We start from the raw sequence: 14,306 nt of genomic DNA on the forward strand, positions 1-14,306 counted from the left end.
CAGAGGCTGCGTCCTCTCGAGAGCTGGCGCATGATGACGTGTAATATTAGCCTCGTATCGCAAGCTCAGCCGGCCCGCGCGAGTGTATCGATTTCCAGATCTACATCGGAACCGAACGTTGAATCGCATGTTGAGGAGGCTTCGGGGGGGTTCCTGAGGAGGATAATATGACTCGTTTCATGAGCGGCGCCGCATTTGCGGTCGCCTTGATTGCCGTCCCGTTCGCCGTCAACGCCCAGGGCGTCGGACGTGGTGCCGCGGACGGTGCTGCTGCCGGTGAACGTGCGGCCGGACCGGTCGGCGGTGCCGTGGGCGGCGTGATCGGCGGTGTCGTGGGTGGCGCGACGGGAGCCGTCGCCGGGATCCTCGGCGTCGAGCAGCGTCCGCGCTTCCGCGAGTATGTCGGGCGTGAGCGTCGTCCGTCCTACCGCTACCGCGAAGAGGTCCGGGTCGGCGTCGTGCTGCCGGACGACGGCGTGACCTATTACGACGTGCCGAGCGAATACGACTCGACGGGCGGCTACCGCTACACGGTCGTCAACGACCGCTATGTCCTCGTCGACCCGCGGACCCGCCGCATCGTCGACGTCATCGATTGAGCGGAATGGGGAGGAAGGGGCGCTGCCTCTTCCTCCTCTTCGACGCAGTAAAGCGGGTGCCGCTCAGGCGACCGCGCGAATGACCTTCTCCAGCTTGTCGACGATCTCGCCGATCTGGTCTTCCGTGATGATGAGCGGCGGCGACAGGGCGAGCGTGTCGCCCGCGGCCCGGAACATGAGGCCGTGCTCCTGGAAGGCCAGGTCCATCGCCTCGTAGCCGCGTTTGCCGACGGCGTCGGGTCGCGACGCGAGTTCGACGGCGCCGACGAGACCGAGCGTGCGGATGTCGAGCACATTCGGCAGACCCTTCAGGCTGAACATCGCATCCGCCCAGGCATCCTCGAGGCTGAGAGCCCGCTCGAACAGCTTCTCGTCCCGGTAGACGTCGAGCGTGGCGAGGGCCGCCGCGCAGGCGAGCGGATGGCCGGAATAGGTGTAGCCGTGGAAAAGCTCGATCACGTGCTCCGGCCCGGTCATGAAGGCGTCGTGGATGCCCTTGCGGACGATCACGCCGGCCATCGGCACGGTGCCGGAGGTCACGCCCTTGGCGAAGGTGATCATGTCCGGGATGACGCCGTAGCGCTCGGCCGCGAAGGCGAAGCCGGTGCGTCCGAAGCCGGTGATGACCTCGTCGAAGATCAAGAGGATGCCGAACTTGTCGCAGATCTGGCGCAGGCGCTTCAGGTAACCCTTGGGCGGCGGCAGGACGCCGGTCGAGCCGGACATCGGCTCGACGATCACGGCCGCGACGGTCGAGGCGTCGTGGAGGGCGACGATGCGCTCGAGATCGTCGGCCAGATGCGCGCCCCATTCGGGCTCGCCGCGCGAAAACGCCTGTTCCTGGCGATTGTGGGTGTGGGGCAGGTGATCGACGCCGCTGAGGAGCGAGCCGAACATCTTGCGGTTCGACACGATGCCGCCGACCGAGATGCCGCCGAAGCCGACGCCATGATAGCCGCGCTCGCGCCCGATCAGGCGGCTGCGCTGGCCCTGGCCCTGCGTGTGCCAATAGGCGATCGCGATCTTCAGCGCCGTATCGGCGGCCTCCGAACCGGAATTGCAGAAGAAGACGTGGTCGAGGTCGCCCGGCGCGAGTTCGGCGATGCGGCTCGCGACCGTGAAGCCGGTCCCGTGCGCGAACTGGAAGGACGGGGCAAAGTCGAGCTCGGCCGCCTGCGCCTGGATCGCCGCGACGATCGGCTCGCGGTTATGCCCGGCATTGACGCACCAGAGGCCGGCCGACCCGTCGATCACCTCGCGACCGTCCGGGGTGTAGTAATACATGTCCTTGGCGCGCGCGATGATGCGCGGCCGCTGCTTGAACGAGCGGTTCGCGGTGAAAGGCAGCCACCAGGCGCTGAGATCGTTCGGCGCGGAATCGTTGGCGGCCTTAAAGCTGCGGGCTCCGGACATGGTCCATCCTCGTGTCAATCAGCCTCCGACGCTACACGCCTTTTCCCGCCTCGCCAACGACCGAGGCGCGCATCTGATCAGCCCGTGGCGGCTGTGACCTGGAGCCCGGCGCGGGTCATGGCGTCCTCGATCTCGAGGGCCTGACGGGTCGTGCGGAGATGGGCGATGCCGGTCTCGGGGTCGAGGCGCAGCGTCGCGTCCGGATCGAGGCTCAGCAAGACCTCCTCGGCGTGCCGGAGCCCGCCTTCCGTATCGAGGCCGTCGATCCGCATCTCGAGTTCGATCGTGTCGTCGTTCATCTCGTCCCCTCTGGTGCCGTGACCAACGATCGAGGCGCGGCCTCGATCCACGATAGCTGTTCAGGACCGGATCGCGCCCTTGTCGCCTTCGACCTCGTCGGCGATGACTTGGCCGCGCGACTTGGAGACGTGCGAGCGCGGAGCATCTGCCTCATGCCGGTGAAGCTGAAGGATCGGGTCGATTGGGGCAGCTTCGCGCTGCTCTCGGGAGGCGTTTGGGCCGTCTGCGCTCTGCTGCTGGTCCTGATCGGGCCCTCCCTGCCGATGGCCGCCACGACCGGATTGGTGGGCCTCGCGACGCTCGCCTTCGCCCTCGCATCCGTCCGGCAAGGGCGGCGACGCGAGTCGAAGGTCTCGTCCGAGCTGACCGCCCTGTCCGAGCGTCTGCTCCGGATGGAGGAAAGGGCCAACGCATTGCGCGAGGATTCTGGCCTGCGGGCCGGGGCGGCCCAGGCAAGCCTCGCCTCGGATGTCGAGCTCCTCGGGCGCCTGGTCGGAGACCTCGCCGAGTCGCTGGGCGGGCATGAGCTGCAGCTTCAGGCGCTCCGTGAGCGACGGACGGAGATGCCGGCAGCCGTGCCGACCCCCGTTCCGGCCGCCGTGCGGGCGCCCGACCACGTCTCGCCATCCATCCTGGATCTCGACCTCACCTCCCGCGAGGATTTCGCCCGGACCGCCGCCGCCATCCTGAAGAAGCTCGCACCCGGCGCGGCCGCCCATGAAACGGTATCGCCGGCTCCGTCCGAGGCGGACGTCGCGGGGGAGAATGCCGTGCTGGCGGCCCTGGATGCAGGCCGCGTCGAACTCCACCTCCAGGCCATCGTCACGCTGCCGCAGAGGCGGACGCGCTTCTTCGAAGCGCAGCCGCGGCTCAGGATCGCGGACGGGGACGAGGCGTCCGCCCTGCGCCCTGCAGCGGAAGTGATGCCGATCCTGCGCCGGCATGGCCGCGCATCCGACTTCGACCGGCAGGCCCTCGCGCGTGTCTTCGCGATCGCCCGTCACCTGGCGGGGCGCGAGGGGGGTGCGGCCATCGTTTGCCCGATCGCGCCCGACCTGCTCCGGTCCGCGGATGCACGGGCCGAGACGGCGCGGCTTTTCGCCTCCGAGCCCGAGGCGGCCCGGCGCGTGATGCTGTCGATCCAGCAGCACCATTACGCCTCGCTCGATGCGAACGAGCACGAGGCGCTTACCCAACTCGTGTCGCTCGGGCCCGAGATCGCGCTGACCGAGGTGACCGATCTCTCGGCAGATTGGGACGGGTTGGCCCGACGCGGGATCGTCGTCGCGCGGATCGGTTGCGGGCTGCTGCTCGACCCGCCGAATCGGGGGGAGCTGCGGGGAGGGTTGCGGGCCCTGGCCCGGGCGGAAATCCGCATCGTGGCAGGCGGCGTCGACCGCGAGAGCGACGTGCCCGACCTCATCGAGCTGGATATTCCCCTGGCCCAGGGCGAGGCGCTCGGCACCCCCCGATCGATCAGGGCCGACCCGGCGGCCTCCCCTGCGCCGGCCACGGCCCCAGATCCCCCGGCCCCCAGCGAACCGGCCCCGGAAAGGCGGCCGTCCTTCCGGGACATGCTCCGCCGCGCCGGTTGACACGGTCCGGGCCAGCCCATAGCCGCCCCCCATGTCGCACGAGACCGTCGCCGAACTTCCCCAGCCCTCCGGGCTTTCCGAGGCTGTCCCGCCGCACGCCCGGCGGAGCGTCACCTTCATCGATGGACTGGTGGAGATCGCGTCGGGCTACGACCTCCTCCTGTGCGACGTCTGGGGCGTGCTGCATGACGGCGTCAAAGCCTTCCCGGCCGCAAGCCAAGCGCTCGGGCGCTACCGGGCCGGCGGTGGTAAAGTCGTCCTCGTCTCGAACGCGCCCCGCCCGGGCGAGGACGTAATCGGCCACCTCACCCAGCTCGGCGTCGCCCGTGACGCCTTCGATGCCATCCGGACCTCGGGCGATCTCACGCGCGACGCGGTCGCCGAGAGCGGCGCCCGCCCGTTCCACCATGTCGGGCCGGAGCGCGATCTGGGCCTGTTCCGCGGCCTGTCCGCCCGCCCCGCCGGTCTCGACAAGGCGGAATACGTGGTCTGCACGGGACTCTTCGCTGACGAGACCGAGACGGTCGCGGATTACGCCGACCGGCTGCGCGAGATGAAGGCGCGCAACCTTCCGATGATCTGCGCCAATCCCGACCTCGTCGTGGAGCGCGGGGACAGGCTCATCCTCTGCGCCGGGGCGCTCGCGGCCGCCTACGAGGAAATCGGGGGCCGCACGGTGACGTATGGGAAGCCGCACCCGCCGGTCTATGCATCGGCTCTCGCCGTGGGCGCCGGGCTGCTCGGGCGCCAGCCCGACCTCCGCCGGGTGCTCGCCGTCGGCGACGCCGTCCGGACGGATATCGCAGGGGGGAACGCGGCGGGCCTCGACACGCTCCTCGTCGCGCGCGGCATCCACGCGGCGGAACTCGGACTCGCCGACGGCCTCATCGACAGGGAGGTGGCGGCAGCCTGGATCGGCCAGCAGGCGGTCGCGCCGACCTTCGCGACGCACGAACTCGTCTGGGGCGGGGACGCCTGACCGCCGTTACACGCGCGTCAATGGCCGCAGACGGCCTCGATCTTGGACCTGAGCGTCTGGGCGTTGAAGGGCTTGACGATGTAGTTGTTCACGCCGGCCCGCTTGGCCGCGATCACGTTGTCGGTCTTCGATTCCGCCGTCACCATGATGAAGGGCGTCTCCTTCAAGGACTGATCGGCCCGCACCTCCTGGAGGAGTTCGAATCCCGTCATCGGCTCCATGTTCCAGTCGGAGATCACGAGCCCATAGCGACGCTGTTTCAGCTTGGACAGAGCGGCGGACCCATCGGCCGCCTCGTCGACATCCTCGAATCCGATTTGTTTCAGCAGGTTGCGGATGATCCGAATCATCGTCTGGTAATCGTCCACGACGAGGATCGGAGTGCCGTAATCTAGGGCCATCGTGCCCCTCCGAGCGGAAGCGCCGCCGAGGGGCGAAGCACTGCGAGTGTTCTATAGGACGGGTCCGTTGCAGAGCCGTTAAACCGACCCGGCACAAAGCCTGAACTTGACCACGCCCGACCCATTCGACAGGGTTCGGGCAACTCCCCTCTTGGTTCATCCCCCCGTGACGGTGACGATACCCCGAAAGGTCGGGCCCCATCCCGGCCTCGCGATCTGCCGCGAGCATACGGCCCCGCCGGCCCCGGGGGCTTTCGCCGCCATCGGCAATTTCGACGGGGTCCATCTCGGTCATCAGCGCCTGCTGGAGATCGTCCGGGACGAGGCCGGCCGCTACGGCCAGCCGACGGCGGTTCTCACCTTCGAGCCGCATCCCCGGGACGTGTTTCGGCCGGACGATCCTGCCTTTCGCCTGACCTCGGAGGCGGTGAAGCTCAAGCTTCTCGCGGCCTTCGGCGTCGACATCGCCTTCGTGCGCCGGTTCGACGCCGCCTTCGCCGCGACCACGGCATCGGATTTCGTCGGCCGCCTTCTCGCCGACGAGATGCGGCTGTCCGGAATCGTGGTCGGAGAGGATTTCCACTTCGGACGGGGACGGGTGGGCGATTCCGTCTTCCTCCGCCAGCACGGAGAGGCTTGCGGCCTGCGGGTCCGGATCGAGGCCGCGCTCGAGCAGGACGGCGCACCGGTCTCCTCCACCCGCATCCGCCGCGCGCTGGAGACCGGCGACGTCGCTGTCGCGAACCGGCTTCTTGGATATCGGTGGTTCGTCGAGGGCGAGGTCGTCCACGGCGAGAAGCGCGGCCGCACGCTCGGCTACCCGACCGCGAATGTCAGGCTGCCGGCGAGTTGCCGGCTGGCGCACGGCATCTACGCAGTTCGGGCGGCTCTCGGCGACGGCCCGATCGTGGCGGGCGTCGCGAGCTTCGGCCGGCGCCCGACCTTCGACAACGGCGCGCCTCTCCTCGAGACCTTCCTGTTCGACTACGCCGGCGATCTCTACGGCCGCCGGATCGAGGTCGAGTTTCTCGGCTGGATCCGCGGCGAGGAGCGGTTCGCGTCAGCCGAGGCGCTGGTCGGCCAGATGGACCGCGACACCAACGCGGCGCGCCGGATGGCGGCCGGCGGCGACGGTCGTCTCAGCCTGATCGGGTGAGTTCAGGCGCCGAGCCCGAGCGCGGCCCTGACCCGGCGGTGGAAGCCGTAGATGTCGCCGAAGGTCTTCAGCTCGCCGAACTCGTCCACCGAGACGGTGAAATAGGCCATGTTGACCGGGAATTTGTCCGGTACGGCGATGTAGCGCTCGCCCCAGCCGATCAGGCGCTTCAGCCTCTCCTCCGTCCAATCCGGACCCATGATCTTGCCGGCGAGCGCGAACGGGTTCTCGACTCGCACGCAGCCATGGCTGAAAGCGCGGCTGGCAGAGCCGAAGAGATGACGGCTCGGCGTGTCGTGCAGGTAGACGGCATGGTCGTTCGGGAACATCAGCTTGATGTAGCCGAGCGCGTTCTTGGGGCCGGGCGGCTGCCGCACGACGACCGTCTTTCCGCGGCGCGTCACCGTGTATCCAGGCTTGGCTACCCCGTCGCTGAAGTCTTTCTTGATGATCGACGGTGGCACGAACCAGGACGGATTGACGACGGCATGGTCCAACTTGCCGGTGAAGATCGGCGTCGGGGTCTCCGTCTTGCCGATGATGACGCGGGTCTCGTGCCTGACCTGACCGTCCTCGATCAGGCGAAGCCGAAATTCCGGAACGTTGACCAGGATGTAGCGGGGCGACACCTGGGCCGGCAGCCAGCGCCAGCGCTCCATGTTCGCCACGATGTCGGATTCGAGCCGTGCCGGAGCGAGTTTCGGCAAGGCTGCCATGTCGGATATCCCGGCCGCGGCTTGCCTGATCTCAGCCGAGGTCGAGAGTGAGCGCGCAACCGCCGGACGATTCGCGCGAATGTCGGCGAGCTTCGCCCGCAGCGCCCGGTAGCCCGGATAAGCCGGATTGTAACCGACGAGCGTCTGGTCGGGCTCGGCACTCGCGACGAGCGCGGTCAGCACGGCGTCCACGGAGGGCAATTCGAGCTTGGGCGTGATCAGGCCCGAGATGCGGCTCGGGTCGATCCGCCCGCCCCGGGCGTTACGGGCGTAGAGATAGGCGGCGGCGCTGAGCTTCAGCTCGGCCTCGGCCAGATCGCCCGCCGTCAGGGCCTTCGTACCAACTTCGAGCCGCGGCACAGGGTAATCCGCCGGATCGTGCCCCTCGGCATCGGCCTGCGCGAGGGTGTCGGAGACAGCCTGCGCCCGCGCGGTCCAGGCGCCGTCCACGATCCAGAGCGATCGGTAGCGGGAGGCGGCGTAGAAGGCGGTGAGGCCTTCGCGGTCCCGGCGGGACAGCTTGGGCGGCAGCGGCAGCTTCGCATCCGCGAGCCGAAGCTCGATCGCGCCGGGCAGGATGTCGTCGCGGGTGATCTGGACGGGCGCGGGAGGGAGGTCGAGGAAAACGCCCCCGGCGGTTTGGGCACGCGCCGGAGCGGGAATCTCGACCGTGACCGCGGGCGGCTCGGGCAGGACGAGGTCGCGCGAGGCCACGCCCTCGGTGCCGGCCGTGTTGCGCAGCAGGGTTTCGGCCGGAATGGGCAGGTCGGTTGGTGCCGAGACGGTGTCCTGGCCATGGTCGGCCGGGGCCCCGCCTGCCGGCAGTCCATAGGCCGGCATAGATGCCAGAAGCCCGAGACCGACGATCCATCCGCTCGCGCGAGTCGCGCTCATGCTCACCGCCCTGTCCGACCTTCGCGCCTTGTCCGATACTGCCGAATTCGACGCTAGCGTACGGCTGCAACACCCAATCTTTTAGGCGGCTTCTTCCGTCTCTTCGGGCTCGCCGTCCTCGAGCCCGAGTTCCTTCAGCTTGCGATACAGCGTCGAGCGGCCGATCCCGAGCCGCCGCGAGACCTCGGACATGTGCCCGCGATAGTGGCTGAGCGCGAAACGGATGATCTCCGCCTCGAGCTCCTCCAATCGCTTCACCTCTCCGGATTCGGCGACGAGGGATGTCGCGTGCGGGTCCCGCACCTCGACCCGCACGATCTCCCGGACCGGCGCCGGGGACGAGGCGTGTTCCGCGAGCGGCGTGGGGGCGGCCGGGATGCGGATCTCGAACCCGTCGACCTGGTGGGCGATCTGCGGAAACTCGGCCAGGGTCAGCTCGTCGCCGTCGGCCAGAACGACCGCCCGGAACATCGCATTCTCGAGCTGGCGCACGTTGCCGGGCCAATCGTAGCGCGTGATCAGCGCCATCACCTCGGACGCGATGCCCCGGACGCGCTTGCCCTCCTCGGCTGAGAAGCGGGCCAGGAACGAGCGCGCGAGGTCCGCGATATCCTCCCGCCGGGCCCGCAAGGGCGGCAGCGTCATCGGGAACACGTTCAGGCGGTAATAGAGGTCCTCCCGGAAGCGGCCCTCCCTGACCATGTCGAGGAGGCTGCGATTGGTGGCCGAGATCAGTCGGATATCGACCCGGACAGAGCGTTTGCCGCCGACAGGGTCGACTTCGCCCTCCTGGATCGCCCGGAGCAGCTTGACCTGAGCGGATGGTGGCAATTCGCCGATCTCGTCCAGGAACAGGGTGCCGCCCGAGGCCTCGACGAATTTGCCCGCGTGTTTCTCGGTCGCGCCGGTGAAGGCCCCCTTCTCGTGACCGAACAGGGTCGACTCGACCAGGTTCTCGGGGATCGCGCCGCAATTCACCGTGATGAAGGGCTTGCTCTTGCGCTCGCCGGAGCCCTGGATCGCACGCGCCAAAACCTCCTTGCCGACACCCGATTCCCCCTCGATCAGGACCGGGATCGAGGATTTCGAGGCCCGTTCCGCAAGACGCATGAGGCGGAGCATGTCCGGGCTCTTGGTGGTCAGGTCGCCGAAACCCAGGGTTCCGCCCGCGCGCCGGCGCATGCGCCGGACCTCGCTTTCGAGAGACCCGAGCCGGAGCGCATTCTTGATCGAGACCTGCAGGCGCTCGGCGCCGACGGGCTTGACGACGAAGTCGACCGCGCCCGCCCGCATCGCGTTCACGACCGTCTCGATCGAGCCGTGAGAGGTCTGGACGATCGCCGGGATCTCGATCTTCCCGTCCCGCATCGCGGCCAGAACACCGAAGCCGTCGAGGCCCGGCATCACGAGATCGAGGATGACGAGCGCGAAAGGCTCGCCGGACCGCATGACGGCGAGGCCGGCCTCCCCGTCCTCGGCCACCACACTGCCGTAACCGAAGCGCCGAATCATCGCGTCCAGCAGGCGCCGCTGGACGGGGTCGTCATCGACGATCAGGACAGTCTGCGACATGCGGCTCGTCGGTCTCGGAGCGCCGCATGGTCTGCGAGAAGGGTAAATTCGGCCTTAACCCATCGGCCCTTCCCGGCGTTGATCGCGACGGCGCCCTGTCCGATATGAGCGCCGAGCAGCGAAGGATTGTAGCCTCCATGTCATGGGTCGACCCCGCCGACCGTCTCGTCCTCGCGCCGGCCGTCCATGCCGCAGCGGCGGCGACCCGCGCCCAGGCCGAACTCGGGCTCCTGCCCGAATGGAATCTCGACGACCTCTACCCCGGCACGAACAGCGCCGCCTTCGCCGAGGATCTCGCCGGGGTCGAGGCCGATTGCCGGTCGATGGCGGAGACCTTCAAGGGCCGCCTCGATGACCTCGCGCGCCAAGGCGGCGCGGTACTCGGGCCCGTGGTCCAACGCTACGAAACCGTGGAGGATCGCCTCGGTCGCCTGATGTCCTATGCGGGTCTCGTCTATTCCGGGGACACGACCGATCCGCAGCGGGCAAAGTTCTACGGCGACACCCAGGAACGCCTGACGGCGGCCTCGAGCGAACTCCTGTTCTTCACGCTGGAGCTGAACCGGATCGAGGATGCCGTCCTCGAGACAGCGATGGCGGAGGCGCCGCTCGCCCGCTACCGGCCCTGGATCGAGGACCTGCGCCGCGACCGGCCCTACCAGCTCGACGACCGGATCGAGCAGCTCTTCCACGAGAAGTCGGTTACCGGGCGCGGCGCCTGGAACCGGCTCTTCGACGAGACGCTGGCCTCGCTCCGCTTCAAGGTCCGGGGCGAGGAACTCGCCCTCGAACCGACCCTGAACAAGCTCCAGGATACCGACGGAACGCTGCGCCGCGACGCCGCGCAGGCGCTGGCGGAGGTGTTCAAGCAGAACCTGCGGGTCTTCACCCTCGTCACGAACACCCTCGCCAAGGACAAGGAGATCTCTGACCGCTGGCGCGGCTTCGAGGATGTCGGCGATTCCCGCCATCTCGCGAACCGCGTCGAGCGCGAGGTCGTCGAGGCCCTCGTCGAGGCCGTGCAGGACGCCTATCCGCGCCTGTCGCACCGCTACTACAAGCTGAAGGCGCGCTGGTTCGGACGCGAGGTGCTGGATTACTGGGACCGTAACGCTCCGCTGCCGAAGGTCGAGCAGCGCACGATCGGCTGGACCGAGGCGCGCGATACGGTCCTGTCCGCCTATTCCGACTTCTCGCCCGAGATGGCCGCGATCGCCCGCCGCTTCTTCGACGGCAATTGGATCGATGCGCCCGTCCGGCCAGGCAAGGCGCCAGGCGCCTTCGCGCACCCGACCGTCCCGTCGGCCCATCCCTATGTGCTGCTGAACTATCAGGGCAAGCCGCGGGACGTAATGACCCTGGCGCATGAGCTCGGGCATGGGGTGCATCAGGTGCTCGCGGCCCCGAACGGAGCCTTGATGGCGCCGACGCCGCTGACCCTTGCCGAGACCGCGAGCGTCTTTGGCGAGATGCTGACCTTCCGGCGGCTGCTCGCCGCGACCAGCAACCCGACCGAGCGGCGCGCGATGCTGGCCGCCAAGGTCGAGGACATGATCAACACGGTCGTGCGCCAGGTCGCCTTCTACGCCTTCGAGCGGAAGGTGCATCTCGAGCGCCGCAAGGGCGAGCTGACGCCGGACCAGCTCTGCGAGCTGTGGATGTCGGTCCAGGCCGAGAGCCTAGGGCCGGCGATCCGGCTGTCGGAGGGCTACGAGAGCTTCTGGACCTACATCCCGCACTTCATCCACTCGCCCTTCTACGTGTACGCCTACGCGTTCGGGGATTGCCTCGTGAACTCGCTCTACGGCGTCTACCAGCAGGCCGAGGGCGGCTTCGTCGACCGCTACTTCGCCCTCCTCTCCGCCGGCGGCACGAAGCCGTATGGGGAGCTCCTGGCCCCGTTCGGCCTCGACGCGAAGGATCCGGGCTTCTGGCAGATCGGGCTCTCGATGATCGAGGGCATGATCGCGGAACTCGAGGAGATGGAGGTGCCGTGATGCCCGAAGGCCGCTCCCTCTACGATGAGGATTTCGTGCGCTGGTCGGAGGAGCAGGCCGCCGCGATCCGCTCCGCCGCCTCGTCGGGCACCAACCTGCCGCTCGATTGGGAGAACCTCGCGGAGGAGATCGACAGCTTGGGGAAGTCGCAACGCAGCGAATTGGCCAGCCGGACGAGGACGCTCGTCGAGCATCTCCTGAAACTCGCCTGCTCGGCGGCGACGGAGCCGCGACACGGCTGGCGCGAAACGATCAGGCGCACAAGGGACGAGGTCGAGGATCTGCTCGAAACGAGCCCGAGCCTCCTGCGCGAGCGAGGAGCGATACTGGAGCGAGTGCGGAGCAAGACCGCGCGGAACGTGGCGCAATCTCTCGAAGATCTCGGCGAGAGCGCGGCAGGCGTGAAGGCTCGCTTGCACGGCGGCGATTTCAGCGTCGACCAGGTCTTCGGCGATTGGATGCCCGACGATGCCGGGGGAGCGCCACCTACCTGATCGCCGCCAGATAGCGCTCGACCGACCGCGCCACCACGGCCTCGCCGTCCTGCGCGACGCTCCTCTCGCGGAACGCTCCGTGGATCCGCTCGTAGCGGAAAGGCGCCAGCGCGGTCTCGATCCGGCGCACGGCGGCGGTGTTCAGCGGGATGTAGTTCGGATAGCTCCGCATGAAGCTGACAAAGCGCCGGTCCTGGCAGACCTGAAGCACGTCCCCGACGAACAGATCGCCCCTGCCCTCCTCCCGGTGCAGAACGGTCGCGCCCTCGAAATGGCCGCCCGCGCGGATCAGGGTCAGGCCGGGAAGCGGGGACAGGGTCTCCCCCGTCCAGTGACGGATCGAGGGATGCGGGCGCTGCACCCATCCGGCATCGTCGGCATGGAGGTGGATCGGAACGCCGCCGAAGGCGTCGCTCCAATCCGCCATCGTCGTGTAGTAATGCGGATGCGAGATCGCGATGCCGACGAGGCCGCCTCGGGCCTCGATCGCGGCGATCACCTCGGCATCGATCAGCGACACGCAATCCCATAGCAGGTTGCCGGCCGGCGTCTCGACCAGGAGCGCACGCTGCCCGATGGCGAAATGCGGGGTGACGTCGATACCGAGCACCCCATGATCCTCGGCGATCCGAGCCGAATATTCAGCCTGCAACGTCGTGAGATCCGTCCAGGCCTGCCCCTCCCAACGCACCCATTGGCGCTCGTCCTGGCAGACAGGGCAGGACGAGCGAGGATGCTCGTCCTCGTATTGCGTTCCGCAGGTGACGCAGATCGGTCTCACCCAGCTCTCCCGACAATCACGCAACCGTCCGTGGTTGCGCCGGCCCCGCATCAGCTTGCATGAGACGGGATGATCTCGTCCACGCCTCGCGCTGCGCCGGGCCCTTTCGCGGTGATCGGGGCGGGCCCGGCCGGGCTTCTGGCGGCCGAGACCCTGGCCGCCAGAGGCGGCGAGGTCGTCGTCTATGACCGGATGCCGTCGGTCGGCCGTAAATTCCTCCTCGCGGGCCGGGGCGGCCTCAACCTTACCCACAGCGAGGCGCTCGACCTCTTCCTGACCCGCTACGGCTCGGGAGCGGAGCGGCTACGACCCTATCTCGACCGGTTTCCACCCGAGGCTCTGCGGGCCTGGGCGGCCGACCTCGGCCAGGAGACGATGGTGGGGTCGAGCGGCCGCGTCTTTCCCGTCGGCTGGAAAGCGTCGCCGCTCCTCCGAGCCTGGCTCCGCCGCCTGGACGGCGCCGGCATTCGCCTCGCACTCCGGCATCGCTGGACCGGGATCGGGCCGGACGGAGCGCTCCGCTTCGAGACCCCGGACGGCCCGGTCGAGGTTCCTCCACCGGCCGCCACCATCCTGGCGCTCGGCGGCGCGAGCTGGCCCCGGCTCGGCTCGGACGGCGCATGGGTGCCCGTGCTGGAGGGCCTGGGGCCCCGGCCGAATGCCCTGCGGCCCGCGAATTGTTCGCTGCTCGTGCCCTGGACGGACCATTTCGCGGGACGGTTCGCGGGCGAGCCGCTGAAGCGGGTCGCCGTGACCTTCGCGGGAGAGAGGCGCCTGGGCGAGGCCGTGGTGTCGCGGGCCGGCGTCGAGGGCGGCGTCGTCTACGCCCTGTCGAGTCCGGTCCGCGATGCGCTGGCGCGGGGCGAGGAGGCGTCGCTGTCCATCGATCTTCGGCCGGATCGATCGGTCGCGGATCTGGCCGCCGCCCTTGCCCGCCCGAGAGGACGCCAATCCGGATCGACCTTCCTGCGCAAGGCCGCCCATCTCGCTCCGGTCGGCATCGGCCTGCTGCACGAGGCGACGGGAACCGTCTTGCCGACGGGGCCACAGAGCCTGGCCCAGCTCATCAAGGCCGTTCCGGTCCGGGTCGTCGGGACGGGCGGGCTCGACAGGGCCATATCGACGGCAGGCGGCATCCGCTTCGAGGATCTCGACGAACGGCTGATGCTGCGCGCGAGGCCGGGCCTCTTCGCGGCCGGCGAGATGCTGGATTGGGAAGCCCCGACAGGGGGCTATCTGCTGCAGGCCTGTTTCGCCACGGGCGTCGCGGCGGCGGAAGGCGCATGGGCGTGGTCGCGAGGCGGCGCTGCCGGTTAGGCCCGCCCGCCCAACCGCAGTGCGGAACGGCCGCAGGGCTCGGGCTTTGTCGGGAGGGCGCGAACCCTGGCGGCCCACGCCGGCCTGCCCCA

General features: G+C 68.8%; 13 protein-coding genes. 7 read left to right on the top strand and 6 right to left on the bottom strand.

Translation table 11 applies throughout. The features are described from left to right. The first annotated feature begins 167 nt into the window (after positions 1-167). Complete coding sequence (locus tag ACFE87_RS04230; RefSeq protein ID WP_375458371.1) at positions 168-599, top strand: DUF1236 domain-containing protein; 432 nt, start codon at positions 168-170, stop codon at positions 597-599. A 63-nt stretch (positions 600-662) separates the two neighbouring features. On the opposite strand, the gene ACFE87_RS04235 is transcribed toward ACFE87_RS04230, so the two are convergent. Together ACFE87_RS04235 and ACFE87_RS04240 are read right to left on the bottom strand one after the other, a co-directional pair. Beyond that, positions 663-2,012 carry an aspartate aminotransferase family protein gene (locus ACFE87_RS04235; RefSeq protein ID WP_375458372.1) on the bottom strand — a complete coding sequence of 450 codons (1,350 nt, stop codon included), beginning with the start codon at positions 2,010-2,012 and terminating at the stop codon, positions 663-665. A gap of 77 nt (positions 2,013-2,089) precedes the next feature. Next, a complete protein-coding gene (locus ACFE87_RS04240; RefSeq protein ID WP_375458373.1) occupies positions 2,090-2,311 on the bottom strand; it encodes a hypothetical protein in 222 nt (73 codons plus the stop codon). A 153-nt stretch (positions 2,312-2,464) separates the two neighbouring features. Between ACFE87_RS04240 and ACFE87_RS04245 the strand changes: the two genes are divergently transcribed. Together ACFE87_RS04245 and ACFE87_RS04250 are read left to right on the top strand one after the other, a co-directional pair. Continuing rightward, a complete protein-coding gene (locus tag ACFE87_RS04245) occupies positions 2,465-3,907 on the top strand; it encodes an EAL domain-containing protein (protein ID WP_375458374.1) in 1,443 nt (480 codons plus the stop codon). 31 nt (positions 3,908-3,938) lie between these two features. Further along, on the top strand, positions 3,939-4,886 hold the full coding sequence (locus ACFE87_RS04250) for a TIGR01459 family HAD-type hydrolase (protein WP_375458375.1): 948 nt from the start codon (positions 3,939-3,941) through the stop codon (positions 4,884-4,886). Between the two features lie 17 nt (positions 4,887-4,903). On the opposite strand, the gene ACFE87_RS04255 is transcribed toward ACFE87_RS04250, so the two are convergent. Continuing rightward, positions 4,904-5,287 (bottom strand): response regulator, encoded by a 384-nt coding sequence (locus tag ACFE87_RS04255; RefSeq protein WP_375458376.1) that lies wholly within the window; start codon positions 5,285-5,287, stop codon positions 4,904-4,906. Positions 5,288-5,453: 166 nt separating this feature from the next. On the opposite strand from ACFE87_RS04255, the gene ACFE87_RS04260 reads away from it, so the two are divergent. Continuing rightward, entirely contained in the window at positions 5,454-6,443 is a 990-nt protein-coding gene (locus tag ACFE87_RS04260; RefSeq protein WP_375458377.1) for a bifunctional riboflavin kinase/FAD synthetase, read from the top strand. Between the two features lie 2 nt (positions 6,444-6,445). On the opposite strand, the gene ACFE87_RS04265 is transcribed toward ACFE87_RS04260, so the two are convergent. Then, positions 6,446-8,053, bottom strand: coding sequence for a murein L,D-transpeptidase (locus tag ACFE87_RS04265; protein ID WP_375458378.1), 1,608 nt, complete (start codon positions 8,051-8,053; stop codon positions 6,446-6,448). Between the two features lie 81 nt (positions 8,054-8,134). Next, the gene (locus ACFE87_RS04270) at positions 8,135-9,625 is read right to left on the bottom strand and encodes a sigma-54-dependent transcriptional regulator (RefSeq protein WP_375458379.1); all 1,491 of its coding nucleotides are present in this window, start codon (positions 9,623-9,625) and stop codon (positions 8,135-8,137) included. Between the two features lie 137 nt (positions 9,626-9,762). Here ACFE87_RS04270 and ACFE87_RS04275 point away from each other — a divergent pair, with 137 nt between their 5' ends. After that, positions 9,763-11,622 (top strand): M3 family oligoendopeptidase, encoded by a 1,860-nt coding sequence (locus tag ACFE87_RS04275; protein WP_375458380.1) that lies wholly within the window; start codon positions 9,763-9,765, stop codon positions 11,620-11,622. Then, positions 11,622-12,116, top strand: coding sequence for a DUF29 domain-containing protein (locus ACFE87_RS04280; protein WP_375458482.1), 495 nt, complete (start codon positions 11,622-11,624; stop codon positions 12,114-12,116). The genes ACFE87_RS04275 and ACFE87_RS04280 overlap by 1 nt, the downstream gene beginning before the upstream one ends. Here the strand turns inward: ACFE87_RS04280 and ACFE87_RS04285 are convergent. Next, a complete protein-coding gene (locus ACFE87_RS04285) occupies positions 12,109-12,897 on the bottom strand; it encodes an MBL fold metallo-hydrolase (protein ID WP_375458381.1) in 789 nt (262 codons plus the stop codon). The genes ACFE87_RS04280 and ACFE87_RS04285 overlap by 8 nt on opposite strands. Positions 12,898-12,966: 69 nt before the next feature. Between ACFE87_RS04285 and ACFE87_RS04290 the strand changes: the two genes are divergently transcribed. Next, positions 12,967-14,214 (top strand): NAD(P)/FAD-dependent oxidoreductase, encoded by a 1,248-nt coding sequence (locus ACFE87_RS04290; protein ID WP_375458382.1) that lies wholly within the window; start codon positions 12,967-12,969, stop codon positions 14,212-14,214. Positions 14,215-14,306: the final 92 nt, after the last annotated feature.

The sequence above is a fragment of the uncultured Enterovirga sp. genome, assembly GCF_964242715.1.
Lineage (GTDB): Bacteria > Pseudomonadota > Alphaproteobacteria > Rhizobiales > Beijerinckiaceae > Enterovirga.

Bases quoted from the DNA above. Each gene is read 5' to 3' on its own strand.
- ACFE87_RS04230 (WP_375458371.1), top strand. From the start codon at position 168: ATGACTCGTTTCATGAGCGGCGCCGCATTTGCGGTCGCCTTGATTGCC.
- ACFE87_RS04235 (WP_375458372.1), bottom strand. From the start codon at position 2,012: ATGTCCGGAGCCCGCAGCTTTAAGGCCGCCAACGATTCCGCGCCGAAC.
- ACFE87_RS04240 (WP_375458373.1), bottom strand. From the start codon at position 2,311: ATGAACGACGACACGATCGAACTCGAGATGCGGATCGACGGCCTCGAT.
- ACFE87_RS04245 (WP_375458374.1), top strand. From the start codon at position 2,465: ATGCCGGTGAAGCTGAAGGATCGGGTCGATTGGGGCAGCTTCGCGCTG.
- ACFE87_RS04250 (WP_375458375.1), top strand. From the start codon at position 3,939: ATGTCGCACGAGACCGTCGCCGAACTTCCCCAGCCCTCCGGGCTTTCC.
- ACFE87_RS04255 (WP_375458376.1), bottom strand. From the start codon at position 5,287: ATGGCCCTAGATTACGGCACTCCGATCCTCGTCGTGGACGATTACCAG.
- ACFE87_RS04265 (WP_375458378.1), bottom strand. From the start codon at position 8,053: ATGAGCGCGACTCGCGCGAGCGGATGGATCGTCGGTCTCGGGCTTCTG.
- ACFE87_RS04270 (WP_375458379.1), bottom strand. From the start codon at position 9,625: ATGTCGCAGACTGTCCTGATCGTCGATGACGACCCCGTCCAGCGGCGC.
- ACFE87_RS04275 (WP_375458380.1), top strand. From the start codon at position 9,763: ATGTCATGGGTCGACCCCGCCGACCGTCTCGTCCTCGCGCCGGCCGTC.
- ACFE87_RS04280 (WP_375458482.1), top strand. From the start codon at position 11,622: ATGCCCGAAGGCCGCTCCCTCTACGATGAGGATTTCGTGCGCTGGTCG.
- ACFE87_RS04290 (WP_375458382.1), top strand. From the start codon at position 12,967: ATGATCTCGTCCACGCCTCGCGCTGCGCCGGGCCCTTTCGCGGTGATC.